Annotated in this window: 33 protein-coding genes; 19 read left to right on the top strand and 14 right to left on the bottom strand. The window is 70.5% G+C overall.

What is annotated here, in order from left to right; all coding sequences use genetic code 11:
* Positions 1 to 104 precede the first annotated feature (104 nt).
* From dnaB to tyrS, 8 genes are all read right to left on the bottom strand, one after another.
* Positions 105 to 1,901, bottom strand: a complete 1,797-nt coding sequence (gene dnaB / locus KY462_06095) for a replicative DNA helicase (GenBank protein ID MBW3577300.1) — start codon at positions 1,899 to 1,901, stop codon at positions 105 to 107.
* Positions 1,902 to 2,284: 383 nt separating this feature from the next.
* A complete protein-coding gene (gene rplI / locus KY462_06090) occupies positions 2,285 to 2,926 on the bottom strand; it encodes a 50S ribosomal protein L9 (protein MBW3577299.1) in 642 nt (213 codons plus the stop codon).
* Between the two features lie 89 nt (positions 2,927 to 3,015).
* The gene (rpsR, locus tag KY462_06085) at positions 3,016 to 3,237 is read right to left on the bottom strand and encodes a 30S ribosomal protein S18 (GenBank protein MBW3577298.1); all 222 of its coding nucleotides are present in this window, start codon (positions 3,235 to 3,237) and stop codon (positions 3,016 to 3,018) included.
* 39 nt (positions 3,238 to 3,276) lie between these two features.
* Positions 3,277 to 3,720, bottom strand: coding sequence for a single-stranded DNA-binding protein (gene ssb / locus KY462_06080; protein ID MBW3577297.1), 444 nt, complete (start codon positions 3,718 to 3,720; stop codon positions 3,277 to 3,279).
* A 73-nt stretch (positions 3,721 to 3,793) separates the two neighbouring features.
* Positions 3,794 to 4,123 (bottom strand): 30S ribosomal protein S6, encoded by a 330-nt coding sequence (rpsF, locus tag KY462_06075; protein MBW3577296.1) that lies wholly within the window; start codon positions 4,121 to 4,123, stop codon positions 3,794 to 3,796.
* Between the two features lie 277 nt (positions 4,124 to 4,400).
* Entirely contained in the window at positions 4,401 to 5,276 is an 876-nt protein-coding gene (locus KY462_06070) for a hypothetical protein (protein MBW3577295.1), read from the bottom strand.
* A 153-nt stretch (positions 5,277 to 5,429) separates the two neighbouring features.
* Positions 5,430 to 6,149: a hypothetical protein gene (locus KY462_06065; GenBank protein ID MBW3577294.1), complete on the bottom strand. Its 720-nt coding sequence runs from the start codon at positions 6,147 to 6,149 to the stop codon at positions 5,430 to 5,432.
* A gap of 107 nt (positions 6,150 to 6,256) precedes the next feature.
* Complete coding sequence (gene tyrS, locus KY462_06060) at positions 6,257 to 7,543, bottom strand: tyrosine--tRNA ligase (GenBank protein MBW3577293.1); 1,287 nt, start codon at positions 7,541 to 7,543, stop codon at positions 6,257 to 6,259.
* Positions 7,544 to 7,626: 83 nt separating this feature from the next.
* Between tyrS and KY462_06055 the strand changes: the two genes are divergently transcribed.
* Entirely contained in the window at positions 7,627 to 7,872 is a 246-nt protein-coding gene (locus KY462_06055) for a hypothetical protein (GenBank protein ID MBW3577292.1), read from the top strand.
* A 247-nt stretch (positions 7,873 to 8,119) separates the two neighbouring features.
* Here the strand turns inward: KY462_06055 and KY462_06050 are convergent, their stop codons facing one another.
* Together KY462_06050 and KY462_06045 are read right to left on the bottom strand one after the other, a co-directional pair.
* The gene (locus KY462_06050) at positions 8,120 to 8,287 is read right to left on the bottom strand and encodes a hypothetical protein (GenBank protein MBW3577291.1); all 168 of its coding nucleotides are present in this window, start codon (positions 8,285 to 8,287) and stop codon (positions 8,120 to 8,122) included.
* Between the two features lie 57 nt (positions 8,288 to 8,344).
* Positions 8,345 to 9,070: an alanyl-tRNA editing protein gene (locus KY462_06045; GenBank protein MBW3577290.1), complete on the bottom strand. Its 726-nt coding sequence runs from the start codon at positions 9,068 to 9,070 to the stop codon at positions 8,345 to 8,347.
* 143 nt (positions 9,071 to 9,213) lie between these two features.
* Here KY462_06045 and KY462_06040 point away from each other — a divergent pair, with 143 nt between their 5' ends.
* Positions 9,214 to 9,786 (top strand): hypothetical protein, encoded by a 573-nt coding sequence (locus tag KY462_06040; protein ID MBW3577289.1) that lies wholly within the window; start codon positions 9,214 to 9,216, stop codon positions 9,784 to 9,786.
* On the opposite strand, the gene KY462_06035 is transcribed toward KY462_06040, so the two are convergent.
* Positions 9,685 to 11,001, bottom strand: coding sequence for a DUF2029 domain-containing protein (locus tag KY462_06035; GenBank protein ID MBW3577288.1), 1,317 nt, complete (start codon positions 10,999 to 11,001; stop codon positions 9,685 to 9,687). The genes KY462_06040 and KY462_06035 overlap by 102 nt on opposite strands.
* A gap of 143 nt (positions 11,002 to 11,144) precedes the next feature.
* Here KY462_06035 and KY462_06030 point away from each other — a divergent pair, with 143 nt between their 5' ends.
* Entirely contained in the window at positions 11,145 to 12,365 is a 1,221-nt protein-coding gene (locus KY462_06030) for a hypothetical protein (protein MBW3577287.1), read from the top strand.
* A gap of 160 nt (positions 12,366 to 12,525) precedes the next feature.
* On the opposite strand, the gene KY462_06025 is transcribed toward KY462_06030, so the two are convergent.
* Positions 12,526 to 12,894, bottom strand: coding sequence for a hypothetical protein (locus tag KY462_06025; protein ID MBW3577286.1), 369 nt, complete (start codon positions 12,892 to 12,894; stop codon positions 12,526 to 12,528).
* 399 nt (positions 12,895 to 13,293) lie between these two features.
* On the opposite strand from KY462_06025, the gene KY462_06020 reads away from it, so the two are divergent.
* From KY462_06020 to KY462_05965, 12 genes are all read left to right on the top strand, one after another.
* Positions 13,294 to 13,803 carry a DUF2231 domain-containing protein gene (locus tag KY462_06020; protein MBW3577285.1) on the top strand — a complete coding sequence of 170 codons (510 nt, stop codon included), beginning with the start codon at positions 13,294 to 13,296 and terminating at the stop codon, positions 13,801 to 13,803.
* 144 nt (positions 13,804 to 13,947) lie between these two features.
* The gene (locus tag KY462_06015; protein ID MBW3577284.1) at positions 13,948 to 14,307 is read left to right on the top strand and encodes a hypothetical protein; all 360 of its coding nucleotides are present in this window, start codon (positions 13,948 to 13,950) and stop codon (positions 14,305 to 14,307) included.
* Position 14,308: 1 nt separating this feature from the next.
* Positions 14,309 to 14,608, top strand: coding sequence for a hypothetical protein (locus tag KY462_06010; GenBank protein ID MBW3577283.1), 300 nt, complete (start codon positions 14,309 to 14,311; stop codon positions 14,606 to 14,608).
* The gene (locus KY462_06005) at positions 14,608 to 14,901 is read left to right on the top strand and encodes a hypothetical protein (protein ID MBW3577282.1); all 294 of its coding nucleotides are present in this window, start codon (positions 14,608 to 14,610) and stop codon (positions 14,899 to 14,901) included. The genes KY462_06010 and KY462_06005 overlap by 1 nt, the downstream gene beginning before the upstream one ends.
* The gene (locus KY462_06000; GenBank protein ID MBW3577281.1) at positions 14,901 to 15,194 is read left to right on the top strand and encodes a hypothetical protein; all 294 of its coding nucleotides are present in this window, start codon (positions 14,901 to 14,903) and stop codon (positions 15,192 to 15,194) included. The genes KY462_06005 and KY462_06000 overlap by 1 nt, the downstream gene beginning before the upstream one ends.
* A gap of 158 nt (positions 15,195 to 15,352) precedes the next feature.
* On the top strand, positions 15,353 to 16,675 hold the full coding sequence (locus KY462_05995; protein ID MBW3577280.1) for a hydrogenase expression protein HypE: 1,323 nt from the start codon (positions 15,353 to 15,355) through the stop codon (positions 16,673 to 16,675).
* 2 nt (positions 16,676 to 16,677) lie between these two features.
* A complete protein-coding gene (locus KY462_05990) occupies positions 16,678 to 18,546 on the top strand; it encodes a nickel-dependent hydrogenase large subunit (GenBank protein ID MBW3577279.1) in 1,869 nt (622 codons plus the stop codon).
* Positions 18,525 to 19,130 carry a hypothetical protein gene (locus tag KY462_05985; protein ID MBW3577278.1) on the top strand — a complete coding sequence of 202 codons (606 nt, stop codon included), beginning with the start codon at positions 18,525 to 18,527 and terminating at the stop codon, positions 19,128 to 19,130. The genes KY462_05990 and KY462_05985 overlap by 22 nt, the downstream gene beginning before the upstream one ends.
* A gap of 10 nt (positions 19,131 to 19,140) precedes the next feature.
* Positions 19,141 to 19,713 carry a hypothetical protein gene (locus tag KY462_05980; protein ID MBW3577277.1) on the top strand — a complete coding sequence of 191 codons (573 nt, stop codon included), beginning with the start codon at positions 19,141 to 19,143 and terminating at the stop codon, positions 19,711 to 19,713.
* On the top strand, positions 19,710 to 20,315 hold the full coding sequence (locus KY462_05975; protein MBW3577276.1) for a NifU family protein: 606 nt from the start codon (positions 19,710 to 19,712) through the stop codon (positions 20,313 to 20,315). Before KY462_05980 ends, KY462_05975 begins: the two co-directional genes overlap by 4 nt.
* Positions 20,309 to 21,361: a type III polyketide synthase gene (locus KY462_05970; protein ID MBW3577275.1), complete on the top strand. Its 1,053-nt coding sequence runs from the start codon at positions 20,309 to 20,311 to the stop codon at positions 21,359 to 21,361. The genes KY462_05975 and KY462_05970 overlap by 7 nt, the downstream gene beginning before the upstream one ends.
* A gap of 40 nt (positions 21,362 to 21,401) precedes the next feature.
* Positions 21,402 to 21,848 (top strand): SRPBCC family protein, encoded by a 447-nt coding sequence (locus KY462_05965; GenBank protein MBW3577274.1) that lies wholly within the window; start codon positions 21,402 to 21,404, stop codon positions 21,846 to 21,848.
* Between the two features lie 32 nt (positions 21,849 to 21,880).
* On the opposite strand, the gene KY462_05960 is transcribed toward KY462_05965, so the two are convergent.
* A complete protein-coding gene (locus KY462_05960) occupies positions 21,881 to 22,243 on the bottom strand; it encodes a DUF5318 domain-containing protein (GenBank protein ID MBW3577273.1) in 363 nt (120 codons plus the stop codon).
* Between the two features lie 182 nt (positions 22,244 to 22,425).
* Here KY462_05960 and KY462_05955 point away from each other — a divergent pair, with 182 nt between their 5' ends.
* The 3 genes from KY462_05955 to KY462_05945 all read left to right on the top strand — a co-directional run bounded on the left by KY462_05955 (position 22,426) and on the right by KY462_05945 (position 25,760).
* A complete protein-coding gene (locus KY462_05955) occupies positions 22,426 to 23,079 on the top strand; it encodes a PadR family transcriptional regulator (protein MBW3577272.1) in 654 nt (217 codons plus the stop codon).
* Positions 23,080 to 23,134: 55 nt separating this feature from the next.
* Positions 23,135 to 24,298, top strand: coding sequence for an inositol-3-phosphate synthase (locus KY462_05950; protein ID MBW3577271.1), 1,164 nt, complete (start codon positions 23,135 to 23,137; stop codon positions 24,296 to 24,298).
* Positions 24,299 to 24,425: 127 nt separating this feature from the next.
* Positions 24,426 to 25,760 carry an MFS transporter gene (locus KY462_05945; GenBank protein ID MBW3577270.1) on the top strand — a complete coding sequence of 445 codons (1,335 nt, stop codon included), beginning with the start codon at positions 24,426 to 24,428 and terminating at the stop codon, positions 25,758 to 25,760.
* A 26-nt stretch (positions 25,761 to 25,786) separates the two neighbouring features.
* On the opposite strand, the gene sodN is transcribed toward KY462_05945, so the two are convergent.
* Positions 25,787 to 26,221: a superoxide dismutase, Ni gene (gene sodN / locus KY462_05940; GenBank protein MBW3577269.1), complete on the bottom strand. Its 435-nt coding sequence runs from the start codon at positions 26,219 to 26,221 to the stop codon at positions 25,787 to 25,789.
* 73 nt (positions 26,222 to 26,294) lie between these two features.
* Here sodN and KY462_05935 point away from each other — a divergent pair, with 73 nt between their 5' ends.
* Positions 26,295 to 26,762, top strand: a complete 468-nt coding sequence (locus KY462_05935) for a hypothetical protein (protein MBW3577268.1) — start codon at positions 26,295 to 26,297, stop codon at positions 26,760 to 26,762.
* The last annotated feature ends 24 nt before the right edge of the window (positions 26,763 to 26,786 follow it).

Here is a 26,786-nt window from a genome sequence, read left to right as displayed (position 1 = left end):
CAACAGCCCGCCGGTACCCGACGAAAGATGGACCGCGCGGACGAGCCTCGTCGCCCAGCGTACCGGCGCGGACCGTCCCGGCCGCGAACCGCGGGACCGACCAGTCACACGCTGGTCCGGGCGAGGTTCGCGAACTTGGTCAGGTGGTCGAGGAACGCGAGCTTGACCACGCCGATCGGTCCGTTGCGGTGCTTGGAGATGATCAGCTCAGCGATGCCGCGGTCAGGCGAGTCCGGGTCGTAGACCTGGTCACGGTAGATGAACCCCACCACGTCGGAGTCCTGCTCGATCGAGTTGTGGGCGACGATCCCCTCGGCCACGAAGTTGTGCGTCCCCGGGACGGTCGCGTCGAACACCTCGCGCTCTCCGACCACCTGGATGTCGGCCACCTCGTCCCAGACAACGTCGGACGAGGCGATCTGGAGACCATGCGCCCGCTCCGGCGCGGCTCGCGGCACGGCGAGCGGTTGACCGACGCGGATGTCGTCCAGCCGCCGCCACCCGTCGGCGGCCAGGAACGGGTGGTTGGCGGTGGCGTCCACCGACCGCCCGCAGCGCAGGCGCAGGCGGAAAACGGGTTTGCGTCCGCTGGAGAAGACGTGCGTCATCCTGCCCGGAACGAGGCTGCAGTCGCGGTTCACCGTCCACACCGGGATGTCGCGTTCCCCGGTCGTGTACAGCTCGCCGAGCGCGACCCAACGCCCGTCGTCGGCACGCAGCACGCGTGTCTCGGCGGTCAGGCAACCCGACTCGCGCAGATCCGACAGCTGCGGGCGCTTGTCGCCGCGGGTCTCGGGCTGGCGCGACAGTTGCGACAGCGCGATGACCGGGACGTCGAGCTCCTTGGCCAGCATCTTCAGGCCCCGGGAGATCTCCGAGACCTCCTGCTGGCGGTTCTCGACGCGGCGGTGGGACTGCATCAGCTGCAGGTAGTCCACGATCGCCAGGTCCAGGCCGTGGCGCTGGGCCAGCCGACGGCTCTTGGACCGGATCTCCATCAAGGTGATCGAGGGGGTGTCGTCGATGTACAGGGGAGCGTCGGCCAGACGTCCCATGGCGTCCGACAGCGACGCCCAGTCGGAGTCGTCGAGGCGACCGTTGCGGATCTTGAATGAGTCGATGCGCGCCTCGGACGACAGGATCCGGTCGACGATCTCGGACTTGCTCATCTCCAAGCTGAACAGGATCGCCGGCCGCCGCAGCTCGACCGTCACGTACTGGGCGATCCCCAGCGCCAGGCTGGACTTCCCCATCGACGGGCGCGCAGCGATGATCACCAGGTTCTGCTTCTGCAGCCCGGCGGTGAGCCGGTCGAGGTCGTTGAACCCCGTCGGCAGGCCGGTCACCTCCGAGCGGTTCTCGTAACGCTGCTCGATCCGCTCGAAGCCCTCCGACAGCAGCTCCTTCAGCGGCGAGTACTCCGATGCCATGCGCCGTTGACCGACCTCGTAGATCAGCTGCTCGGCACGGTCGAGGGCGACGTTCACGTCGTCGTGACCCTCGTAGCCCAGCTGCACCACCTGCGTACCGGCCTCGATCAGCCGACGCAGCATCGCCTTCTCACGGACGATCCGCGCGTAGTACACGGCGTTGGCGGCGGTGGGAACGGCCGCGACCAGATCGTGGATCGCGGACGCCCCGCCGACCTCGTCGAGCGACCCGTCACGGCCGAGGCGATCCACGACCGTGATCGGGTCGACGACCTCTCCCCGGCTGAACAGGTCCTGGATCGCCTCGAACACCATCCGGTGCACCGACCGGTAGAAGTCGTCCGCGCGGACGATCTCGACCACCTCGGCCAGAGCGGGCCGTGACAACAGCGCCGCGCCCAGAACCGCCACCTCGGCGTCGATGTGCTGCGGGGGCGTGCGGTCGAACGCGGCCGATGTCCTCGCCGCCACCGCACTGCCGTTCCCGGTGCGCTGATCGACCACCACCGTCCCGCCCCTTGTCGAGCACCCTTGTCGAGCACCGCTGTCGAGCACCGCCGCTGCCCTGATTGCTGCACGCTAGGCACCGGCTGTGACACGGGCGCCCGGGGTTGGGGACGGTCCTGTGGGGAAGCGGTGGAAGCAGCTGCGCATCCCGTGGGATGCGTGTGGAAGGGCGGTGGAAACGCCGATCCGCGCTGGGGCGTGACTGCGCCGGTCGCTGGCTTGGGGTCTGTCAGCGCCGGTCTTCGGGTTCCACATGCTGTGGACAGCAACGGCCGCGGGGCGACCGCACAGTCGCGGACGTTGGCCGCACGGCCTGCTCGATCACTCGTCCGGCGCGCGGCGCGTGATCATCGCCGGCTGTGCGCCGGCTCCCCGCTCTGGGCGTCATTCGCGGCCGTGGAAGCAGCCGCGGCCTCGTCGGTCTGCCCGGTCTCGTCGGGTTGTTCGATCTCGGCGGCAGCTGCCAGCGCGGCCTCCTCCAGCGTGGCGGCCTCGCCGGCTTCGACCTTGCGCTGCGCCGCGACCGTCTCGGGGGTGACCTGCCCTTCGAGGTCGACGACCTCGATCGGAACCTCGGCGGCGACCTGTGGGTGGAGATGGATCTCCGCGATGTAGTCACCGATCTCCTTGATCGGCCGGTCGAGGTGGACGTGACGACGTTCGATGTCGTGGCCGCGTTCCTTGAGGATCTTCTGGACCTCCGAGGCGCCGACCGACCCGTACAGGTTGCCCTTGTTGTCCACACGCATCGGGACGCGGAGCGTGCGGGCTTCGAGCAGCCGTTTGAACTCCTGCGCCGCGCCGAGCGTCCTGGCCTCGTGCGCCTTCCGGGCCCGGGTGAGGTGCTCGGCCTCCCTCAGGGCGCCCTTGGTCGCCTTGATGGCCAGGCCGCGAGGGATCAGGAAGTTCCGCCCGTAGCCGTCGGCGACGTCGACGACGTCCCCGGCCAGGCCGAGGTTGTCGACCTCCTGCTTCAAGATGATCTTCACGTCAGCCTCCTGGGCTGCTCGCCGGCGAAGGCCGCCAACGCGGACGCCAACCAGCGGCAGGCGGCGTCCGCGTGGCGACCCGTGGTGTTCTAGCGCACGGCGTAGGGCATCAGCGCCATCTCGCGGGCGTTCTTCACCGCCTGAGCGAGTTGCCGCTGGTGCTGGGGGCACGCCCCCGACGAGCGACGCGCCTTGATCTTGCCGCGCTCGTTGAGGTAGCTCTTCAGCGTCTGCAGGTCCTTGTAGTCGATGTACTCGACCCGCTCGCGGCAGAACTGGCAGACCTTGGGCTTGGCCTGGCGATACGCCATCCGAGTCCTCCTGGATCGTTCACTGAAGCGAACCGTCGCTCAGAACGGTACGTCTTCCATCTCCGGTGTGGTGCTCGCAGCGCTCCAGTCGCCCGACTCGTCGCTGCGTGACGCCGACGGCCCGCGGGTCTTCTCGGGCCTTGCAACGGCCCAGCGCAGGCTCGGGGCGATCTCGTCCGCTTCGATCTCCGTCACCCAGCGGGTCTGGCCGTCCCGGTCGTCGTACGATCGGATCCGGAGCCGCCCGATCACGACGGCACGGTCGCCCTTGTGCAGGCTGTTGGCGACGTTCTCGGCCAGGTCACGCCAGGCGTTCGCGGTGACGAAGGTCGTCTCCTCCTGCTCGCGACCGTCACGGCCGGTCCAACGGCGGTTGGTGGCGACCCGGATGCTGCAGACCGCCACGCCCGCGCCGGTGAAGCGCAATTCGGGGTCGTCGGTGAGGTTGCCGATGATCGTGATGATGTTGCTCTCGAACGCCATCCGTTCGCTCCTTCGCTCGTGCCACCCCGTTGGGGCGGGCGTCGCCGGAGCGCCGTGCTCCGGCGACCGGGGCTCACACCGGCGTCCGCCGGCGCGGGTCACCGGGCTTGTGGACGCGGACTTCGGGCCGGATCGTCTTGAACCGGACCACATCGTCGTTGATCTTCAGCTGCCGCTCGAGTTCGTCCACCGCGTGGGCTTCGGCCTCGAAGTCGAGGACGATGTAGTAGCCGGAACGGCGGTGGTTGATCTCGTAGGCGAACGGCCGCCTGCCCCAGTGTTCGGTTTGGATGACCTGACCGCTGGAGTCGGTGATCGTTGACTGGATGCGCTCGACCTGTTGGGCGACGGCCTCCTCGTCGAGGTCGTCGCGGAGGATGAGCATCATCTCGTAGTGGCGCACAGCGCACTCCCTTCGGGCTGACGGCCCCCACGGGCGCGGCCTGTGCCGCCGTTGGGAGCAGGGGTGCCGGAGGGCCCGTCCTCCGGGTCCCGACCGGTCGTCGGGTAGGCCCGGGGTCTGGTCGCCACCGGCGACCGGCCGGGGAAGCGGGCCCGGAACGCGGCGACCGTACCCGACGGTCACCGCCGGCTCAACCGTTCCCGACCCGCGGCTGTGGACGACCACCGGTCGGATCGACCAGTCACGTCACCGGTCACGTCACCGGTCACGTCACCGGTCACGTCCAGGGCGGTCCGAACAGGATCAGGCGACCGAACGCCCCGGCGGTGAGGACCAGCAGCGCGACGGCCACGGCGGTCAGGGCCACCTCGGGGGAGATCTGACGCCAGTCGGGCACATCGGCGGCCAGCTCCGCGGTGACGGTCTGGGTCGGCGCGGCGCTGGGCGGAGAACCCAACGACCCGTCAAGGGCACGCCCTGGCGCGACCGCCGGTGCCACGTCGACCATCCCGCCCGTCTCGGGGGGTGCGGGGGCGACCCCGACACGGGGCAGCCAGGCACGGGCCCGGATCCGCCCTGACTGCGAAGCCGCAGCGGTGCGCGCGGGCGACGGCGCGGGGGCCGACCCTGCAGCCGCCGCACCCTGTCCGCCCTGTTGTTGTCCGTCCGCGGCCGGTTGTGGCGCCTCGTCGGCCGGGCCAGCTTCGGGCGGCGGTGGCGGCGGCGCGGGTGGCGCAGGCAGCACCTCGATCGCGCCGATGACCGGTGGGGCGACGTCGGTCTGCGACCGGTAGCGGTAGCTGCCCTCAGCGGTGAACGTGAACTGGTAGGCGTACGGCGGCATGCGGCAGGCCGACACGTCCCGGGCGGGATCCTCGGTGCAGGGGCGGTCGGAGTCGAACGACACGTCCAGTCCCAGCGCCGTGACCGTATGTGGGGCCTTGTTGGCCGAGTGCCACACCCACCGCACCGTGTCGCCCACGTGCACGACCGTGCTCCACGCTGACCCGTTTCCGTCGGCGTCGCCGTCGTTGTAGCCGCCGTCGGCGACCACGACCTGGACGGTCCGCGCGGCCGCCGCGGGAGAGGCCACAACGACGGTCAACGCCGAACCGAGTAGCGCCGCCGCCGAGACGAGCAGGCTCAACCGCATGGGTTGCACGCTAGCGCGGCACCCGACCGGCTGCGAGGGTCGCGGTTCGCGGGGTCCGTTCGCGGGGTCCGTTCGCGCCACCCCGCGTGCCGACACGTCCGCGGCTCCCGGCCGCGTCAAGGCAACCGGAGGCACGCCGGGTGGGTCAGTGGGTCACGCGGCAGCGGACCGGCGGTCGGGGCCGAGTTCACCGACCAGGGCCGCTGTGGCCACGACCAGTAGGGCGGCACCGAACAGGATCTCGGCCAGGATCCGATGCGCCCGGTCGATCGGGACCGACGGCAGCGGCGCGGAGGTGCCCGTGATGGGAGCAGCCAGGGCCGGATCCGGCGAGGTGAACGCGGCCAGGTCCGCCTCGGCCACCCGGATCTGCGCTTGATCGAGTCGGAGACCGGTCAGCGAGGTCGCGCCGATCGGCACACTCGAGGCCGGGCGGACGGCTGCAGGGACGGTGACCGCGCCGAGATCGGTGACCGGCCCGCCGGTCGCCCGGGTGTCGTCACGGTCGGCAGGAACAGGAGCCGGTGGCGGCGTGGTCGGTGCTGCCGCCTCGCGTGCCATCGCGGTCACCGTGCGAACGGCGTCGCCGACCGGAGCCGGGGCCTGATCAGCGACCGCCTCGGCCGCGTCCAGGATCGTGTCGACCGCTTCTGGCTGGGCGGCCGTGACGGCCTGCTCCACGGCGTCGGCCGCGGCCTGCGTGGCGTCGGTTTCGGTGACCTCGGTCCGGGGCGCGGGCGGATCAGCCGGCGGCGACTCGCTCAACGGCGCCTCGTCGGCTCCGACAGGGCCGGCGAGGAGTACAGCGACGGCCAGGGCACTGACCAGGGCACTGGCCAGGGTCGTCGCCGTCCGGCGGATCGGGGCCAACATCTTGCCCTCCTGGCGACCGTCCATCACGGGGTGTGACGTACCTTAGACCGGCGCTGCACGTCTGGCCAGTGGCGGCCGCGGACGTCGCAGCGGTGCTGTGACCACGTTCAGGTGAACCGGGCGAGGTAGTAGCGCTTCCGTCCAACGCGCAGCACCAGCGTGGTGGCGCTGGCCAGGTCCTCGGGCGCGATGCGACGTGCGGGGTCGTCGACGCGGACGTTGTTCAGCGAAACCCCACCCTGCTCGACCAGGCGGCGGGCCTGGCTGTTGGACGACGCCGCACCGACCTCGACCATCAGCTCGAGCACGCCCATGCCGTCGTCGAGCCGGCCGCGCGGCAGCTCGAGCGAGGGCGCCGCATCGAAGGCGTCCGACAGCACCCGGTCGTCGAGTCCGGCGAACGGCTCCTGGCCGAACAGGATCTCGCTGGCGCGTTCCGCGTCGGCCAGCTCGGCGTCGCCGTGCAGCAACCGGGTGGTCTCCTCCGCCAGGCGCCGGTGTGCCGTCCGCGCCGCGGGTTCGGCGGCGTGGTCACGGGCGAGCTCGTCGATCTGCTCATCGGGTAGGAAGGTGAACAGCCGCAGGAACCGCACGACGTCGTCGTCGTGGGTGTCCAACCACCACTGGTAGTAGGCGTACGGGGACGTCAGGTCCGCCGCCAGCCACGGTGCGTTCCCGGCGGACTTGGAGAACTTCTGCCCGCCCGCACCTTCGATGAGCGGCCACACGATCCCGAACGCCTCCGCGCCGTGCAGTCGGCGGGTCAGGTCGATGCCGGCGACGATGTTGCCCCACTGGTCGGATCCACCGCCCTGCAAACGGCACCCGTAGGTGGCGTACAGGTGGGCGAAGTCGTACGCCTGGAGCAGCTGGTAGCTGAACTCCGTGTAGGAGATGCCTTGCTCCCGTGACTCCAGCCGGCGCCTGACGGACTCGCGGGCGATCATCTGGTTCACCGAGAAGTGCTTCCCGACGTCGCGGAGGAACGCCAGGTACGTGAAGCTCCCGAGCCACTCGTGGTTGTCCAGGAGCAGGCCACGGTCGGGGCTGGACAGGTCCAAGAAGCGCGACAGCTGTGCCTGGATCGTGCTGAGGTTCGCGGCGATGACCTCGTCGTCGAGGAGCTCCCGCTCGGTGTCACGGCCGGAGGGATCACCGATCCGGCCGGTGGCACCTCCGGCGATCGCCACGGGGCGGTGACCCAGCCGCTGCAGCCACGCCATCGCCATGATCGCCACCAGATTGCCGACGTGCAACGACGGAGCGGTGGGATCGAAGCCGACGTAGAAGGTGACGTCCTCGGTGGCCAGCAGGTCACGGACGGCGCCCTCATCGGTCACGTCCTGGACGTAGCCGCGGGCCTTGAGGACGTCGAACGCGTTCGTCTCGGTCATCCCCTGCGACGCTACCGGCCGGCTGGCTCGTCGCCGGGGATGACCCGTACTCTCACAGGCACGGGACCGGGCGAGGAGCCGTGGTGAGCCCACTGGAGCGGCGCCGCGACGACGAAGAAGAGTCGGGCGGCGTCGACAGCGGCCCGGTGGTGGAGACCGAGCCCCGCGTGTGCGTGGTGTGCCGCCAGGAACTGCCCGCGTGGGTCAGGCGCTGCCCCGATGACGGGGCGCGGACGGTGCCGCGCATGGAGCTGCCCGCCGCGGAGGAACCCGCCCTGCAACGGCTGCTGCGTGAACTCGGCGAGGAGGGTGACGCCGCCCCCTGGTAGTCCCCCTGTTCGGCGGTCACCCGCTGGACGACGACGTCCGCCGCGACACCAGAGCCGGGAGATGATCGCTGACAACAAAATGGACACACAGCTCTGGGATGAGATGTATCGCAGCCACCACACCCACGACACCATGCTGCGGGCACAACGCCTGCGGTGACCGGCGCCCACGAGAAGATCTTGTGGACGACCGCGACACACGTCTCCAGCGTGGACTGCTCCCAGGCGGCCTCGTCAGGTCCGGTGATCATCGGGACTGCCCGCCCCAGGCGGTCTTGAACTCCTCGATCTGGCGCTCGGCGGCATCGACGGTCGGGGCGGTGTCGACGGCCCGCAGGGCCTTGGAGGCCGGTCCCCTTAAGCGCTGCTTGGGAGACGAGCCGAAGGGCGAGGCGACTCGATCGACACGGCCCATGGGACCGGCCCCCAAAGGCCGGTCTGGGGTTGGACCTGCGCCTGTCCGCGCACGTCCTTACGCGTCCGGCTCGTCGAGAGCAATGCGGATGCGGCGGTAGCCGCGTCCCTTCGACTCAACCTTCGCGATCCGGGCGCGACCAACCTCGGCGGTGGACCGCACGTGCGTGCCGCCATCGGCTTGGCGGTCCAGGCCGACGATGTCCACGACACGGACCATCCGCAGATCGTCGGGCAGGAGCGACACCTTGGTCCGGATCAGGCTGGGATCGCGGTCGGCCTCGTCACGCGGCAGGAAGTCGACGTGGACGGGGCGGGCGGCGGCCAACTCTCGGTTGAGTGCGGCCTCGAGCGGTTCACGGGCGTCGGGGTCCCAGTCGGGAAGCTCGAAGTCCAGGCGTCCCTCACCGGGCGCCATCTGCCCGCCGGTGACCGGGCTGCGGAACCGTTCCCAGACGACACCGCACAATGCGTGCATCGCGGTGTGCGTGCGCATCAGTCGGTACCGGCGCTCCCAGTCAACGACGCCCCGCACGACCGTCCCGACCGCGGGCGGCCCTCCGTTGACCCAGTGCCAGAGCCCGCGGGGATCGGTGGCGACCCGTTCGACGTCCAAGCGGTCGTCGCCGATCCACAGCGATCCGGTGTCGGGCGGTTGTCCTCCACCTCCCGGATAGAACACGGTGCGATCGAGGAGCACGCGGCCATCACCGCGGTCGACGTCCACGACCGTCGCGACCACCTCAGCGGCGTACGCGTCGGTGGAGTAGATGCGTTCCGTCACGGGGCTGCTCCTGGGGTTGGCGCAGGGTACCGGCGGCCGCGGTCGGATCGGACGGCGGCGTCCGTGGCTCGAGCGCCGTCGCGTCGCTGACCTTCGCCAGCGCGTGAACGTCGCAACCGCCCAGCCGGCCGTACTATCGCGGGATGCGGTGTTCCTCGTGCGGTGACGAGTACGTCGCGGGCCTGGCGGTGTGCCCGGCCTGCGAGGTCGCGCTCGTCCCCGAGGGTGCGCCGCTGCGCCCGACCGGCGCCCCGGTGGGCCGCTTCCACCCCGCGGTGGCTCGCCACGTCGCCCAACTCGCCGCGCGTCGGGGGCTCGACGCACGGGTCCGGCCCCACGACCACGGCGACGTCGTCCTGGTCGACCCGGCCAGCCGCGACGTGTTCCGTGCCCAACTGGTGATGGACTGGGCGGCGGTCGTGGGCAGCCTCGAAGACGGCGAGCGGGATGCGGTGCAGGCGCTCGGCGGGACCCTCCCGGGTTGGTTCGACGCGCCGAACGGGGCGTGGGTGGACCGCGACGGACGGCTCCGGGTGGCCGACAGCACCGAGGACGAGGCCGCGGACGACGAAGGGCGGTACGTGGGTCCTGGTCTGGTGACCATCGGGCTGCTGCTAGGCCTCTTCGCCTGGTACGTGGGCGACGGCGAGCTGCGGTTCCTTGCGGCCGTGCTGGCCGTCGCCCTGGTGCTCGTCGGCGTGTTCACGCCCCGCTGATCGACGCAGAGCAGCGGCCACCAGCCACCCGACCGTCGCCGCGCGAACGACCGCCATGCCCTGTGCGGCCCGCAGGAAGCCGGCAAACCGCGGTTCGGCTCCCAGCGCCATCCACGGGCCGTACAGCAACCACACCCCCGCGTTGCTCGACTCGACGGCGAGGACGGGCGTCCACGCCACGGTCGACAGCACGGCGACCGGGAGCAGCCACAGCACGAACTGCGGCGAGAACACCTTGCTGGTGAACAGGAACAGAGCGACCAGTGCCAGTGCGGCATCGCCGGGATCCAGGCTGCCACGTTCCAGACGCCAGCTGATGTACGCCGCGCCCACCAGCAGCAACGCCAGCGACACCACCGTGGCCAGCGTCGTCAACGGCCCGCCCCAGAACCGGCCGGGGAGCAGCTCCGCCCCCACAGATCCCAGCGCCGACACGGCGGAATCGAGGTTGGCGCCGCGCTCGAGGTGGAACGCGAGCGATCGAGCCCACGCCGTCGGGCTGATCACCACCGCCGGGAGCTGCGCCAACGCCCACACCCCGGCCGCCACCGCAGCGGGTCGCACGGGCAGGCGGCGTCGCCGGTCCCGCGGCGCCCACGGACCGACCAGCAGCGTCACCACCAGCAACGCCGGCCACCACTTGACCGCTGCGCCCAGCCCGAACCACACCGCCGCCTGCGTCGGGCGTCGCCGTGCCGCGGCCGCCAGCCCGGCAGCCACCAGCACGACCGCCCACAGGTCCCAGTTCTGCATGCCGAACAGCACAAGCCCCGGCGACAGCGCGAAGCCCAGGAGCCGCCAGCGCGATCGTGGTCGCCCTGCCCTGGCGAGGTCGGCCAGGGCGCGGTCGAGCTGCCACAGGGTCGTGACCGCCGCTGCGGCGAACGTCACCGCGTGCAGGTTGAAGAACGCGGCGCGGGAGTCGGTGGCGAGCGCGATCAGCCACGCGGGGAACGCCAGCCCCGGGGGGTACTCGAACGTGTAGTCCACGGGGTAGCCCGGCGGCACGCCGGCGTAGGGAAGCGCGTCCACATCGAAGCCGCGGTACCCCCACAGCACCCGCACGTCCGAGTAGCAGTAGCGGGTGACGCCCCAGAACCCCGGCTCCCCGTCGAGGCACACGGCCTTGCCACCGTAGGCCAGTAGGAACGTGCCGGCGAGCACGGCCAGCGACACCCAAAAGGCGGCGCGGTCGCGACCAGGCACGGCGATCACGGCGGCACCGTAGCGGGGCGCTCGCCGACGACGGCGACCCGTCGCGCGCGGTTATCCTCGGCCGGATGGCCGTCGATGCAGAATCGTCCGAGCGCTCCCCGCGAACCCGCCCGTCCGACACGCGCGCGACGTGGACCGGGCAGTTGGCGGCACTGGCCGCACCGCTCGCGCGGCTGCCCACCGCGTGGCGGAGGGCGGTGATCGCCGTCCTCGCGCTGCGGGTCGTGTTGGCCGTGTTCGGCTTCGCCTTCGGCGGTCTCCTGGAAGGTAACGACGCGGTCGACGTTGAGCCGATGTACGGCATGGGGTTCCGGGGCTGGGCAGGAGCCTCCGCAGAAGAGCAGGGGACGGGACTGCTCGGCGCGAGCCTCGAGCGCTTCGACGCGTTGTGGTACCTGGCGATCGCCCGTGACGGCTATCCGTTGCCGTTCCGCCTGGACCAGACCCCGTCGGCGGCGGCGTTCTTCCCCGGTTTCCCGCTGGTGGTTGCGGTACTGGGACGGCTGCTGGACAGCCGCTTCTACCTGGCGGGCAGCCTGGCCGCGGTGGCCTTCGCCGTGGCGGCCCTGGCGGGGGTGCACCGCCTGATCGAGGAGGAGACCGACGACGAGCGGCTCGCGGGACGGAGCCTCGTCGCGTTGGCGGTCTTCCCCGCAGCGTTCTTCCTCGTCGCGCCGTTCAGCGAAGCGATGTTCCTGGCCGCGTCGGCGTGGGCGCTGGTGTGGGCCCGCCGCGGCCGTTGGGGATGGGCGGCGGCGCTCGCTGCCACCGCGAGCATCACCCGCAACGTCGGGGTCCTACTGATCCTGCCGATGGTGTTGGAGGCGTGGCGCCAGCACCGCGCAGGTCGCCGTCTCGGCATCCGGTCGTGGGCGGCGGCCGTGGCCGGCGCCCCGGCCGGCCTGGCGGCGGTGGCAGCGTTCGCGCTGGTCCGTTACGGCACGCCGTTCGCGCCGGTTGACGCGCAGGTGGGATGGGAACGCCAGTGGACGCTCCCGACCATCTCCCTGGCCGACTCCTGGCGGTTCGGCACGCAGTTCGCCGGCCAGTACCCGGCCGGATACCACTCCGTGGACCTGATCGTCTTCGTCGCGGTGGCTTTGGCGGTCGTGTGGCTCCTCGTCCGCACACCGCTGCCGTACGGCGTGTACGCGGCAGCGCACGTGTTGGTGTGGCTGACCTATCCCTTCCCCGGGCGGCCACTGATGTCGGCCTACCGGTTCGCCCTGGCGATCGCCCCGCTCCCGTGGGCGTTCGGCGCGTGGACCCGGTCGTGGTGGGTCGGTGCGGTGTGGCGAGCGTCGTCGAGCGCCCTACTCGGCGTGATGTTCCTGCTGTTCATCCACTGGTACTTCGTGTTCTGACCCGCATGACGCCGCAAGTGCCCGGGTGAGGACGTCTGGTACGCCGCGCTGGCGCGGGACGCAGTCAGCTACGTCGACATCCCGTAGACGACCCCGACGACCAGCCCGTAGACGAGGTGGCTCATCAGGAAGCCGGTTGCGTCAAGCGCGCCGTCGTTCTTCACGAACATCCCCGGCGCGGGCTGCCGATCCGGGATCTCAGGATGCATCGCCGGGACCATGGGCAGACCATCCCCCCGGCGATCGCCCAGTGGAGTGCACCTCCGACCAGCCCCCAGGCCCACAGATTCGCCTCCACGCCGACGACGTCGAAGAACAGCGCGTACAGCAGCGCGATCGCAGCACTCAGGACCACGTGCACCACGAAGCCGATCGCGTACCCGAGGCCACCGTGGAGCTTCATCATGGTGCCCCACATCTGGTGTGGGTCCATCCTCATCCCCATGGGCTTCATCATCCAGTCGAGCATCGACATGGCCGCGCCACCGACCACGCCCGCCACCACCGCGGGCCAGAACTGGAACTCCATCCGTTCTCCCTCCGCTCACTGGTCGCGAGCCCCGAGTCGCGACCCCTCGGTCCCCCATACATGCCACCTGGCAGGGATGCCACCGCCAGTGGTCGCATCCTGGTCCCATCACCGTGTCCGCGACGGCGATCGGTCGGGTTCACCTGTCCCTGACCCGAAGACGAGGGCGCGTCGGACGGGCGACGCGGTGCGAACGGACTGTGACCGGGCGTCCTTCGAGGCAGTCAGTTGGGAGCCGACCCGGTTACTACCATCCACCTCAAGACCTCCGATCCGGGGGCCGTCGCACACGGAGCTCAAGGAGCGGAGATGGCTGGACAGCCGCCAGAGTGGGCAAACCCCGGTTCGGCCGCCCCGGCAGATCGAGCGACGACCGACGGTGCCGTCGAGACTCGCCCGGTGGAGAGCCGGGTGAAGTTCCTCGGACACGCCCTGCACCAGCAACTGATCCCGTTCCCCTTCGCGCTGCTCGCGACCGCCGTGATCTTCGACGTGCTGTACCTGGTCACCGGCGCGGATGACCTGGCCACCGTCGCGTACTGGATGATCGCGGCCGGCATCATCGGCGGCGTGGCGGCCGCACTGCCCGGGTTCGTGGACTGGCTCGGCATCCCCGGCGGGACGCGGGCCAAGAAGGTCGGGCTGCTCCACGGCGCCGGGAACGCGGTCCTGCTCGTCCTGTTCGTCACCAGCTGGGTGTTGCGACGGGAGGCGCCCGAGTCACCCGACGCCGTCGCCTACGTTGCGTCCTTCGCCGGTTTCGTCCTGGCCCTGTTCACCGGGTGGCTGGGGGGCGAGCTGGTCGACCGGCACGCCGTCGCGATCGACGAAGGCGCCCACGCAGACGCTCCCCACTCACTGTCGGGGCGCCCCGCCCACGAGGACCAGGCGCCTCAGGTCCGGCGGTGAGCGACGCTCCACAGGAGCGGCGCGAGAGGAGCTGTCTTCGGTCTCCGAAGACCGCGACGGAGGTGTACCCGTGAGCGACGCTCCGCAGGAGCGGCGCGAGAGGAGCTGTCTTCGGTCTCCGAAGACCGCGACGGAGGTGTACCCGTGAGCGACCCCGAGCGGTGGTGGCTGGCGCTGGCCGTCTTCTCTGCCGTGGTGGTGGTCGTGGCCGTCCTGCTGGGCCTGGTCATCGCGGTGGCCAAGAGCATCGACCGGCGGGCCGGGGCCGTCTGGAGCCAGGCGAAGCAGATCGCGGAGAACACGGTGTCGCTCTGGCTGCTGGAGCAGACCAACGAGGAGATCACGGCAGTGCGCGAATCGGCCCGGGCCCTGGAGCAGACCATCGGCTCGATGAACGGCAAGCTCGCGGCCCTCGCGGCTGAGGATGGCGAGGGCTCCGGCATCGCGCGCAAGGTCAAGGAGTGGGTGGGGAGCGCCGGGGCCGACCCGGGAGAACCGGGCTGATATGCAGCTGCTCCGAACCCTCACCCTCGCCTCCGCCGGGGTCCTCGTCGCCGCCCTGGTGGCCGGGCTCGTCGTCGTCCTGGTCTTTCTGGTGAGTACGACCCGCAACCTGGAGCGGGTCCGACTCTCGCTCGCCGCGGTGGCCGACGCCGCAGCAGGCCTGAGCCGCGGCGTCGAGCGCCTGCACGGCGCCTGGTCCGTCTGTGCCACAGCGCTGGCGGAGGCCCGAGCCAGCCTCGGCCGGGCCGATGACCGGCTGGCCGAGCTCACCGAGCCAGCCGACGTCGGCGGGGGGCGGTGATGGCAGCGCTGTGGTGGATCGGGCTGATCGGGTCGTGGCTCGCCATCCTCGCGGTCCTGAAGCTCGTGCTCATCACGCTGCGCGTGCTCAAGCACATCCGCCGGCTCACCGAGCTGAACGCCCAGACCGCGGCGGGCCTGGCCGAGAACATCGCTGCGGAGCCGATGCTCGCAGCGGTGGCGGAGGTGGGCGGGGAGCTGGGGCAGGCGGCAACCACTCTCGCTTCCCGGGCGGCAGCTGTGGAACGCACGGTCGAGTCGCTGTCTCCCACCGCCGGCGCCCGGAGGTCGTGATGCCCGTCGTGCTCATGATCCTGTCGGTGCTGGCCGCTTGGGCCCTGCTCGGCGTCCTCGCCACCGGCCTGCTCCTGATCGTGAAAGCCCTGCAGAGCATCCGAGGTTGGTTCGAGAAGGTCGTGGTGGGCGTGCGCGCCGTCGAGCAGCAGCTTGCCCCCCTCGACGCCTACGCGCGCGCGCTGTCGGCCTCCACGACCGACACGGCCGCCGCCCTCGACGCCGCCGCGCGCCGCCTGGCCGAAACCGACACTGCGTTACGGGTGGCAGCCGGATCCGACCGGGTCGTCTAGGCCGGGTCCTCCAGGAGGGAACACGCATGCCGGAACAGATGGTCACCATCCCGACCAAAGCCCGGGTGGACCGACCGGTCGAGGGGGAGACCAGCCGCTCGCTGCCCGACCAGCTCGGCAACGTGGCCGGCGCCAACACCGGGGAGCTGGCCGAGCGCATGATCCGCACCGGCGGGCGCACGGCCACCGAAGGGCCCATCAACAAAGTCTACGTCTTCTGGCTGCCGGGCATGAGCTGCGACGGGTGCACGGTCGCCACGCTCGGCGCGACCGACCCGGGGCCGGAGGAGCTGCTCACCGGGGCGCTCCCAGGGGTCCCCGTCGTCGTGCTGCACCACTACCAGCAGGCGATGGAGTCCGGCGACCACTTCACCATCACCATGGAGAGGGCCGAAACGGGCGAGCTCGAAGCGCCCTACGTCGTGGTCTACGAGGGCTCGATCACCGACGAGAACCTCACCATGGGCGCCGAGCCGTGGGCGGCCGAAGGGGCGCTGCCCACGTGGGCGCCGGCGGAGGAGCGCAGGCGCATCTCCACACCCGAGTGGGTGCGGCGCCTGGCTCCGGGGGCGGCGGTCACCATCGCCATCGGCACATGCGCGACCTGGGGCGGGATACCGGCGTCCCTGGGCAACCCGACCGGGGCGATGAGCCTCATGGACTTCCTGGGCCAGGACTACCGCAGCAAGCTCGGCCTCCCCGTGATCAACGTCCCCGGCTGCCCCCCCATCGGCGACAACTTCACCGAGACCGTCGCGCTCCTCCTGCGCTTCATCAACGGGCAAGGCCCGCTCCCGGATTTCGACGAGCTGGGGCGCCCGACGTGGCAGTTCGGCGACACGGTGCACGTGCGGTGTCCCCGCGGGGCCTGGTACGAGGAGGGCAAGTTCGCTCGCGAGTACGGCGGCAAGGAGTGCCTGGCCGAGATCGGCTGCTGGGGGCCGGTGGTCAACTGCAACATCACCGAGCGCGGCTACGTGGATCACAAGGGCGGGTGCATGGTCGCCGGTGGGGCGTGCATCGGCTGCACCATGCCGGGGTTCCCCGACAAGTTCACCCCCTTCTACAAGCGCCCACCGTTCACCACGCCGGCCAGCACGCTGTCGCGCCTGCACGGCACGTTCGTGACGCCTCTGCGGCGGGTGACCCAGCTTGAGCGCAACCGCGAGCCGCGCTGGCGCGACCGGGTACCGAGCGGCTGGGCCCCGGAGTACGACCGCGTCACGCTGTTCCACCGGGTGTTCGAGTCCTTCTACCTGCGCATCCAGTACTTCCGCTCCGACGTTCCGGGCCGCCAGAAGGACGTGGAGAAGTACGCCAGCGGCTACGTGACGCCGCCGGAGGCCGCCTACGGGGACGACTACGCCCAGGAGCTCCCGGAGCGGCGGGAAGAGCTGGCTCGACAGCGCGGCACCTCCCGGCGCCGGGGCCTGACGCCACAGGTCGAGGGCTTCGACACGCCTCTCGACGAGGAGAGCTAGCCGTGTGCTTCCAGAACCTGCCGGTGGAGTTCGACGAACACGGGCGGGCCCGGCTCACCGATGACGCCGAGCCCTACGCCTACCAGGCCCGAGAGATCGACCGTTCCCGGGTGGAGGAACTGCTGGCGCACGGCGGGCGCGTCAAGGACGTCAACCTCGACCCGGTGAGCCGGGTGGCGGGCGCGCTGGCGTTCCACGCCGTCGTCGACCTCGAGGCGGGTAACGTTCACGAGGCCCACGCCATCGGCACCCTGTTCCGCGGCTACGAGGTGATCCTGAAAGGGCGTGACCCCCGCGACGCCATGTTCATCTCCAGCCGGGTGTGCGGAGTCTGCGGCGGGGTGCACTCCGTGGCTTCCTCGCTGGCCATCGAGATGGCCTTCGGGATCGGTGTCCCCCCGCTCGGGCTCGCTCTGCGCAACGTCCAGCTGGGCCTGGACTTCATGCTCGACAACCCCGTGCACCTGTACCTCATGGCCGGGCCCGACTTCTCCCAGGTCGTGGTCGAGCGCACCAACCCCTCGCTGTGGGCACGAGCCGAGAAGACCGAGGCCGCCCACGCCGACGTCCACGACTTCCGCACCATCGCCGACATCATGCGGGCCTTCAACCCGTTGGTCGGCAAGCTCTACCTCGAGGGGCTGCACATGACGCGGCCGCCCAAGGAGGCCTACTCGATCCTCTACGGCAAGTACCCCCACCCCCAGACCGTCGTGCCCGGCGGGCTGTCCACGACCGTGTCCTCGCAGGTCCTCAGCGAGACGCAGATCCGCATCGTGCGCACCATGGACTACGCCAAACGCGGGGTGTTCATCTGGGAGGACCTCACCCGCTTCTTCTACGAGGCCGACCCGCGGCACAAGCAGGTGGGCGCCAGACAGAAGAACCTGATCGATACCGGGATGTGGGACGACCTCGACGCCTACGACGGCAGCTACGCCAACTGCGCGGAGTGGGGCGAGCGCCGCTGGGCGACCCCCGGCGTGGTGATCGACGGCCAGCTCGTCACCACCAACCTGCAGCACATCAACATGGGCCTCGAGGAGTTCGTCGAGCACGCCTACTACGAGGGATGGGAGAACGAGGGGGTTCGGTACCGCACCGACCCGGCCGGCAACCCGATCTCGCCCAACCACCCGTGGAACAAGGAGACCAAGCCCGTCGCGGGCCAGCGCAGCTGGAGAGATGCCTACACCTGGAGCACCGCGGCCCGCTGGGACCGGCAGGTGGTGGAGGCCGGCCCGTACGCGCGGTTATGGGCCACCGCCGCCGCCCGCAAGCTGCCCCACACCCGCTTCCTGGAGTCCACGGGCACGAGCGTGAAGATGCACGTCCCCCAGACCCGGCTCCCGGCCATGGAACTGGAGTGGAAGATCCCCGACGTCTGGAACGCGTTCGAACGCAACCTCGCCCGCGCCTACCACATCGTCTACTCGCTCCTGGTGGCCTACGAGAACGTGCTCATCGCGACCGACCTGCACGCCAAGGGCGAGACCAGGGCGGCCTGGTCGACCTCCCCCCGCATACCCGGCGACGAGCGGCGCGGCGTGGGCTTCTGGGGCGCCGGACGTGGGTATCTCACCCACCACCTGGTCATGGACAAGGGCGCGCTGGTCAACTACCAGGTCGTCACCCCGTCCACGTTCAACGTCTCTCCTCGGGACCCGTGGGGCCGGGGCGGCCCCGTGGAGGAAGCGGTGATGAACACCCCCATCATCGAGGAGTTCGACTCCGACGCCGACTTCACGGGGATCGACATCTTCCGTGCGATCCGCTCGTTCGATCCCTGCATGCCCTGCACGGTGCACTTGTCTTCCGGCGCGGGGAAGATCGTCCGCGAGGTCCACACGTGCCTGTGCGCGAGCACCTGAACGACCCGACCGTGGCGGGGGCGCCGGCGGCGCCCCCGCCCACCCGTGTCCTCGTGGGCGGGGTGGGCTACCGCTGGCTGGGCGACGCCTCCTTCGGTCTGGCCGTCAGCGACGAACTGGCCTCCGTTGGCCTGGCTCCCGGCGTCGAGGTGGCCGATCTCGGCTACGGCGCCCTCTACGTCGCTCAGGACCTGGCCGACGCCCAGCCGCCCTACGACCGGGTCATCCTGGTCGCCGCCGTGTCACGAGGCCGCGAGTCGGGGCGCGTCTACCGGTGGCGGTGGGACGGCACCCTCCCCGCCGACGAGGAGGTCCTCGCTCGCCTGCGCGAAGCCGGCGCGGGCGTTATCGACCTCGACCACCTCCTGGTCGTCGCCGGCCACCTCGGGGCCCTGCCTCAGGACGTGGTCGTGATCGAGTTGGAGCCGGTGGTCGACGCAACTGAAGTAGCCGAAGGCGGTCGTCGCCAGGACAAGGGGACCGGCGGCTGCGAGCTGAGCCCGCCTGCGGCCCGCCTCGTCCCCGACGTCGTGGCGCTCGTGGGAGCCGAGGCGGCAGCTCCACTCCCGCGCCAGACCGGCTGAGGAGGAGGGAATGGTTTCCAGTGCCCCCGTCATCCACAAGCCTCACCCCTCGCTGTTCCCCTTGACCATCCTGGGCGGGCTGGTGGCCACCGTCCTGCTCGCCGCGCTGATCCATCTGGCACCCGTCCTCGGCCTGCCCTTCATCGACCTGCCGCTCCTCGTCGGGGCGCTCTTCGCGGAAGACCCCGACACCGCGTTCCAGATCGGGTACGCCGTGTTCGTCTCCGCTGGCGTGCTCGTCTTCCCGCTGCTGCTGTCTGGGCTGTGGCCTGCCCTTCCCGGCGACGACATCACCTTCCGCGGCGCCCTCCTCAAAGGCCTGCTCGCGGGCATGGTCCTGTGGGTGCTGTCCGGGGCCGTGCTGGCGCTCTACGGCGTTCTCGGCCGACTTCCAAGCGGCGAGTTGGAGGATCCCGGCCTGTTCGGGCTGGGGGCCGGTCTCCTGGGCCCGATCGCACTCCTCGTGGAGCAGCTGGCCTACGGCCTGAGCTTGGCCGTGGTCGCCGCCATGGGACGGGGCATCTCGCCGGTGGACACGATCGGCTGGATGTGGACCTCCCACGGCGCGGGGGAGTCGCCGTGACCACGCCGGGCTGCCACAGCTGCGATGGGGTCCGCCCGGAAGCGCGACCACAGGCGGAGCTGGCTCCGGAGGTGTCAGGTGCCCTCGACCGTCTCGACGAGCTCGTGCAGGGCTTCGCGCAAGACGCGGAGCCAGCCGTGCGCGACGACGTGTTCGACATGCTGCGTTGCGTGGACACCGTCCACCGTTGGGGACTGCGACGCATCGCCGCCATGCTGAAGGAGGCAGGCCTGACCGAGCCGGCCGTGGTCGCCCCTGAGGTCCGCCTGCTGTTCGAGCTGTACCAGCTGGGCGAGGACGGGGAGCGGGCTCGGGCGGGCTCCGTGGTCGATGCCCTCCGCTCCGACGTGGAGCGCGACGGGGGAAACCTGGAACTGCTCGAGGCCGAAGAAGGTGTGGTCACGGTGCGCCTCTCTGGGGCAGGCCAGCGCTCGAGACCGGCGCTGCGGACCGTGGTCGAGGAGACGCTGACGGCCCAGCTCGGCGACCTGGTCCGCGTGAAGGTGGTGCAGGATCTGCCGGTCGTCCCCACCACGCTGGTGTCCCGCCGACAGGAGCGTCCCGCTCCCGGGGGATCGCGGCGGGACAACCGGCCGTGGTGAGCGCCACGATCGTCGGCGTCGGATCGGCGTTGCCGCCCGCCGTCCCACAGGAACGCGGATGGCAGTTCTTCCGCGACCACTACCACGACCGCAGGGCCGCCCGCAGGATCTGGGAAGGGACGGGCATCCGCTCCCGCCACGTGGTGGCAGACCCGACCGTCGGGGACGTCAGCGGCTGGGGTACGGAAGCCCGGATGCGCCGCTTCCGGGAGGAGGCGCTGCCCCTGGGCAAGGAAGCGCTGGCGGCCTGCCTTGCCGACGCGCGTCTCGATCCGGCACAAGTCGACCTGTTCGTCGTCGTGTCGTGCACCGGCTACGTCACGCCGGGGCTGGACGTCCTCCTTGCCCGCGACGTCGGAATGCCGCCCCACCTCCAGCGCCTGCACGTCGGGCACATGGGTTGCTATGCGGCTCTTCCGGGCCTGGCCACCGCGGCGGATGCCGTCAGGGCGCGCCACCTCACCGCCGTCGTGCTGTGCGTCGAGCTCAGCAGCCTGCACATCCAGCCGCCATCCGACGACCTCGAACAGGCCGTGGCCCACGCGCTGTTCGCGGACGCCGCCGCAGCCGTTGCGCTGGTTCCTGGAGGCGCCGGGCTCGAGGTGGTGGACGTGACCGCCCACACGGACAGCTCGCAAGCCAGCTGTATGACCTGGGACGTGACCGATCGCGGCTTCCGGCTGGGCTTGTCACGTCAGGTCCCGACGATCCTGCGCGATCACGTCGGCGAGTTCGTCACCGCGCTGCTGTCCCGTCGCGACGTGAGGATCGATGAGGTGGCGGCATGGGCCGTGCACCCCGGCGGCCCCCGGATCCTCGACGCGGTCGCCGACCGCCTCGGCTTGGCCGACTCGCAGCTGACGGCATCGCGGCGGGTCCTGCGCGACTGCGGCAACTGCTCTTCCGCCACCGTCGTCCTCATCCTGCAGGAACTGCTCCGGACCCACTCCTTCGCGCCCGGCGATCACGTCGTGGCACTGGCATTCGGGCCGGGGCTGACCCTCTTCGGGGCTCTTCTTCGGGTGGTGGGCGACGAGGGACCGTGATGGCGGCAGCGGCCTATGTTCGGACCCGAAAGGAGCAGCGATGGCACAGATCCAGGAAAGCGTCGAGATCGAGCGGACTCCGCAGGAGGTGTTCGAGGTCCTCACCGATCTCGATCGGCTCGTCTTGTGGGCCACGATGGTGGTGGAGAACCATGATCTTCCCGACGGGCCGCTGCAGAGTGGCGACTCCTTCCGTCAGACCCTGCGTGTCGCCGGCCTCAACCTCGAGACGGAATGGACGGTGTTGGAGGTCGATCCTCCCCGGCAGGTGATGTACGAGGCGCAGGCAGCAGGCGGTGGGCGGTTACACATGGCACAGCGGGTGACCGAGGCCGGCGCAGGATGCCGCGTCGAGGTCGACGTGGACTACGACCTGCCCGGAGGCTTCCTGGGTGAGGCGCTCGACCGCCTCTACGTCGAGCGGCGTAACCAACGTGAAGCCAAGCACACGCTGGAGAACCTGAAGGACCTCATGGAGTCGCTCTAGACGAGCTCTAGACGGGACGGCGCGAGCCGCGTTCACCCAGCCTCACGCCTCATCCAGAACGACTCGCGCAGGTGGTGCCATCCGCAGTCGGTGCACACTTCGACCGTGTAGACGTTGAGGTCGCCGTACCGCTTGGTCAGCACGCCGAGCGTGTTGCGAGAGACGACGCGACCGCTGTGGCGGCCGATCTGCCGGCCGAACACGTACGTGACCAAGCGCAGGTCGGCGGCGTCGCAGATCGGGCAGTCGTCCTCGGTCGGCTCACCGACGTTCCGCCCGGCGCGCACGAGATCGGGGTGGGCGTCGCAGACGTCACGGGCAGAGCGCAGACCGACCTCGACGTCGCGTAGGAGCGCCCGTCGAGCCATGCGGTAGTCGATCCGTCCCCGGCGCACGTCCGGAAGAGTACGCCTCGCCGGGACGGCATGCGCACGCAAGCGCAGGGCTTGTCGCCGCCACCGAGTGGAGTGTATCGTTGCGATACATCGGCACGATACATTCGGGGCTGCGTCGGGCGGAGGGTAGCCCGAAGCGCCCGCCACCTGGCACCCGCCGCGATCGACGTTACGGACATCCGATGCTCGAGCTGGCCATCCTGGGGCTGCTCCAGGAGAAGGCCATGCACGGCTACGAGCTCAAGAAGCAACTCACGCAGAAGCTCGGCCACTTCTGGCCGGTGTCGTACGGCTCTCTGTACCCCGCACTGAAGCGACTCGAGCAGCGCGGGTCGATCGAGCCGGTGTTCAGCGAGGACGACACCCGCCGCAGCAAGAACGTGTACCGGATCACCGAAGCCGGCCGCCGGGAGTTCCTGGAGCTGATCGAGGACAAGGCCTCGACCACGTGGGAGGAGGAGAAGTTCCCGTTGCGCTTCGCCTTCTTCCGCTACGTCAAGCCGGAGATCCGGCTGCGGCTGTTGGAGCGCCGCAAGGCCGACCTGCAGGACAAGCTGGCCGACCTGCGCCGCTCGATGCGTGACGAGCAGGACCACATCGACGGCTACACGCTGTCGTTGCTGCGACACGGGATGGAAGCCACCGCCTCGGACATCGCGTGGCTCGACGAGCTCATCGTCGCCGAGAAGCGACAGTTGGCCGCCGACGCCGACAAACGCCAGCCGGTCAGCGGCGACGAGGGCGATCACGCCACCCGACCACCGTCCGCCGAAGGCGGCGAGCCGCCGGCGGAGCGCCCCGCCGATGACCGGGTTCGGGCCCGGAGCCGCCCGTGACCACGTCCGATCAGCCGCTGGCGTCGCCACCAGCACCCGCACAAGCGAGGGAACGATGACCGAGAACTCCACGCCGGGCCGGCGCAGCGAGCGCCAGATCCGGGTCGCGATCATCGGTGTCGGCAACTGCGCGAGCTCGCTTGTGCAAGGGGTCCACCACTACCGCGACGCACCGCCGGAGGAGACCGTCCCCGGCCTGATGCACGTGATGTTCGGGGGGTACCACGTCAGCGACGTGCAGTTCGTGGCGGCGTTCGACGTCGACGCCAAGAAGGTCGGCCGTGACCTCGCCGAGGCGATCGTCGCGCCGCCGAACAACACGATGCGCTTCTCCGACGTCCCACCGCTGGACGTGGAGGTGCTGCGCGGGCCGACGCTCGACGGCCTCGGCCGGTACTACCACCAGGAGATCGAGGAGGCGCCCGGCGCTCCCGTCGACGTGGCCGCAACGCTGCGTGCGGCGGCCGCCGACGTGGTCGTCTGTTACCTGCCGGTGGGCTCCGAGCAGGCGGCGCGGTGGTACGCCGAACAGGCGCTGGCGGCGGGTGCTGCGTTCGTCAACTGTCTGCCGGTGTTCATCGCGTCCGATCGGGAGTGGGCGCGACGCTTCGCCGACGCGGGGCTGCCGATCGTGGGCGACGACATCAAGAGCCAGGTCGGGGCGACGATCACCCACCGCATGCTGGCCAAACTGTTCGAGGATCGCGGCGTCACGGTGGACCGGACGTACCAGCTGAACTTCGGCGGCAACATGGACTTCAAGAACATGCTCGAACGCGAGCGGCTGGAGTCCAAGAAGATCTCCAAGACGCAGTCGGTGACGTCGCAGCTGGACTCCGAGCTGCCGCGCGACAGCATCCACATCGGCCCGTCCGACCACGTGCCGTGGCTGGAGGACCGCAAGTGGGCCTACATCCGGATGGAGGGCCGAGCGTTCGGCGATGTGCCTCTGACAGCGGAGCTGAAGCTCGAGGTCTGGGACTCCCCCAACTCCGCCGGGGTCGTGATCGACGCGGTGCGGTGCGCCAAGGTCGCGCTCGACCGGGGCGTCGGCGGGCCGTTGCTGTCCGCCAGCGCGTACTTTATGAAAAGCCCGCCGGTGCAGTACCGCGACGAGGTCGCCCGACGCATGGTCGAGGAGTTCGTCGTCGCGCCGGTTGACGAGGAAGCGTTGGCCACAGAGCTGCAGGAGGCCCTCCCCGAGATCACCGCGACCTGAAGCCGGCCCGACACCCGTCGCCTCAGCGGCGCGAAGGGCGGTCCGGGCTCGTGCCTCCGCGGCGCGAGGTGGCGCTCCTAGGCTCGTGACGGTGACTGCTCCGGCCTCGCCGCCCGCCGAGCACCGCGTGCGGGATCTGTTCCGGCTCGGCGGTTTCGTCCGGCTCCTGGCGGTGCGCTGGCCATCGCAGGCCGGCGACGGGATGTTCCAGTTGGGCGCAGCGTCGCTCCTGCTTTTCACCCTCAGCCCAACCGAGGCCACCAGCGGCGCGCAGGTGGCGCTGATCCTGGCCGTGACCACGCTGCCGTTCTCGGTGGTCGGGCCGTTCGCCGGTGTGGTGATCGACCGCTGGCGGCGTCAGCGGATCCTGATCTGGGCCAACGTCGTTCGGGTGGCGGTCGTCGTGGTGGCGCTGCCGCTGGTGCACCTCCCAGCGGCGGGACAGTCGCTGTTTCTGGCCACGGTCGTTGTGGTCCTATCGATCAACCGGTTCTTCCTCGCGACGCTGGGGGCGGCCCTGCCCAAGGTGGTGCCGGGCGAGGCGCTGACCGCCGCGAACGCCGTGGCAGCGATCGGCGGGGCGATCGTCGCGCTGGCCGGCGCCGCCGGCGGCGGGGTGATCGCGGCGGTCGTCGGCGAGGACAGCGGCGGCCCGGAGGCCGCGGTGATCATGGCTGGCGGGCTGTTCCTGGCGAGCGTGCTGGCAGCCGCCACTCTCCCGGTTCGCCTCCTCGGTCCCGACCTCGATCGACGGCTGCCGCCGCTGCACCACGAGATCCGACGTGCGTGGGAAGAGCTGGTCGACGGCATCCACCGGATCGCCGGGACACGCCGGGCGTGGGCACCGATCGTGACACTCGCGGCCTTGCGGTTCCTCACCGCGATCGCCACCATCGCGGCGCTCCTGGTCTTCCGCAACCTGCTCGGCGCAGGGCCGGCACAGATCGCCGTTGTCCTCGCGCTGTTCGGGGTCGGCGCCGGCGCGGGTGCGGCCCTGGTGGCAAGCGCCGACCGACGTGGTCTGGCGCCCGAGACGTCGCTGAACCTGTCGCTGGTGCTGGGAGGCGTGGCGCTGCTGGTGTTCACCCCGGGCCTACGCGAGTGGGCGCTGTACACGGTGAACCTGGCCCTGGGCGTCGCCTTCTCGATGGCCAAGATCCCCGGCGACACGCTGGTGCAGAGCGCCCTCCCCGACCGTTTCCGAGGACGGGTGTTCGCCGCCTACGACGTGCTCTACAACCTGGGCTTCCTCGGTGGAGCCATCGTCACGGCCGTGTCGTTGCCCGATGCGTCCCGCGCCGAGCCGGTGCTCCTGGGGACGGGGCTGGCGTCGGTCGTCCTGGCGGCGGTGGCTCGGCGGTGGCTGACTCGGATGCCACCCCCGGTCGACGTGGAGACCTGGGAGGAGGCAGAGCGGGCCTTGGACGAGGAGCGACCGGGGCAGGGCCCCCAGCGCCCGTGATCGCAGGTTTCCGAGCGTGTCTTCCCTCAGCCGGGACGACCGGCGAGACGGGTCTCCGCGGGGCCGTTGTTCTTCTTCCAGAACTCGTCGATCTGGTTGACCAGGTCGAGGAGTTCACGGGCGTTGCCTTCGTCGTTGCTGCGCTTGACGCTGGAGCAGCACACGACGGCCTGCTTGAACACCTGATGCATCTCCGCGCCCATCTTCTCGGGCTTGTACCAGTCGGTCCACAGCACGCTGATGTGGTTCTTGGCCAGCTCGGCGCGTTCCTCCTTGATGAAGTTGCAGCGGTCGCGGAACAGCTCGTCGTCCGAATCGTGGTACTTCTGGATGATGTTCAGGCATGACTCGGCCTCGATCCTGGCCTGCTCGGGATCGTAGATCCCACAGGGGATGTCGCAGTGCGCGTGGACGGTGCGCACCGCGCGGAGCGGGTAGAGATTCCCCAGGAACGTCCACATGTGGTGGTCCTTTCGCAACAGGAGCAGGCCGTCGGGATAGTGGGCCGTAGCCCCGACCCTAACGGAGCCCGCGATGGACCAGCCGGATGACGGGTGGACGACCGTACGACGCGTGGTCGTCGCGCTCGCCGTCTTGTGGGCGGCGCTGCGGTGGGTGAGCGGGGCGGCCCGGCGCGTCAACGGGGCAAGCATGGAACCCACGCTGAGCGCGGATCAGCTGGTGTTGACCGTCCCGGCCTCCGACCGGCTCCGGGTCGGCGACGTCGTTGTCGTCCGCGACCCCCGGGCACGTGAGCGCCTGACCGTCAAGCGGATCGTGGCGCTGGCGGGTGACGTGGCGGACCTGCCGCGAGGCCCGGCGCCCGTGCCACCAGGTCACGTCGCCGTGGCGGGCGACCACCGTGGCCGCTCCACCGACTCGCGACACTACGGGGCCGTCCCGACCGCGCTGGTCGAACGGCGCGTGCTGTTGCGGCTGCTGCCTCCGGGGCGGATAACCCCCGGCCGATCCACCGACGGTCGGCCGCAGCCACCCGGGTGACGACTGCACGCAACGTGTGTGGAC

The sequence above is a fragment of the Actinomycetota bacterium genome, from assembly GCA_019347675.1.
Lineage (GTDB): Bacteria > Actinomycetota > Nitriliruptoria > Nitriliruptorales > JAHWKO01 > JAHWKW01.
This window is presented reverse-complemented; position numbering and strand designations above follow the sequence as displayed.

Coding starts and splice junctions, on each gene's coding strand:
- KY462_05980 (MBW3577277.1), top strand. CDS start 19,141: ATGGTTTCCAGTGCCCCCGTCATCCACAAGCCTCACCCCTCGCTGTTC.
- KY462_06070 (MBW3577295.1), bottom strand. CDS start 5,276: ATGCGGTTGAGCCTGCTCGTCTCGGCGGCGGCGCTACTCGGTTCGGCG.
- KY462_06010 (MBW3577283.1), top strand. CDS start 14,309: ATGCAGCTGCTCCGAACCCTCACCCTCGCCTCCGCCGGGGTCCTCGTC.
- KY462_06040 (MBW3577289.1), top strand. CDS start 9,214: ATGCGGTGTTCCTCGTGCGGTGACGAGTACGTCGCGGGCCTGGCGGTG.
- KY462_05955 (MBW3577272.1), top strand. CDS start 22,426: ATGCTCGAGCTGGCCATCCTGGGGCTGCTCCAGGAGAAGGCCATGCAC.
- rpsR (MBW3577298.1), bottom strand. CDS start 3,237: ATGGCGTATCGCCAGGCCAAGCCCAAGGTCTGCCAGTTCTGCCGCGAG.
- KY462_06050 (MBW3577291.1), bottom strand. CDS start 8,287: ATGGGCCGTGTCGATCGAGTCGCCTCGCCCTTCGGCTCGTCTCCCAAG.
- KY462_06000 (MBW3577281.1), top strand. CDS start 14,901: ATGCCCGTCGTGCTCATGATCCTGTCGGTGCTGGCCGCTTGGGCCCTG.
- ssb (MBW3577297.1), bottom strand. CDS start 3,720: ATGGCGTTCGAGAGCAACATCATCACGATCATCGGCAACCTCACCGAC.
- KY462_05935 (MBW3577268.1), top strand. CDS start 26,295: ATGGACCAGCCGGATGACGGGTGGACGACCGTACGACGCGTGGTCGTC.
- KY462_06065 (MBW3577294.1), bottom strand. CDS start 6,149: ATGTTGGCCCCGATCCGCCGGACGGCGACGACCCTGGCCAGTGCCCTG.
- KY462_06005 (MBW3577282.1), top strand. CDS start 14,608: ATGGCAGCGCTGTGGTGGATCGGGCTGATCGGGTCGTGGCTCGCCATC.
- KY462_05950 (MBW3577271.1), top strand. CDS start 23,135: ATGACCGAGAACTCCACGCCGGGCCGGCGCAGCGAGCGCCAGATCCGG.
- KY462_06025 (MBW3577286.1), bottom strand. CDS start 12,894: ATGGAGTTCCAGTTCTGGCCCGCGGTGGTGGCGGGCGTGGTCGGTGGC.
- KY462_05965 (MBW3577274.1), top strand. CDS start 21,402: ATGGCACAGATCCAGGAAAGCGTCGAGATCGAGCGGACTCCGCAGGAG.
- tyrS (MBW3577293.1), bottom strand. CDS start 7,543: ATGACCGAGACGAACGCGTTCGACGTCCTCAAGGCCCGCGGCTACGTC.
- KY462_05995 (MBW3577280.1), top strand. CDS start 15,353: ATGATCCGCACCGGCGGGCGCACGGCCACCGAAGGGCCCATCAACAAA.
- sodN (MBW3577269.1), bottom strand. CDS start 26,221: ATGTGGACGTTCCTGGGGAATCTCTACCCGCTCCGCGCGGTGCGCACC.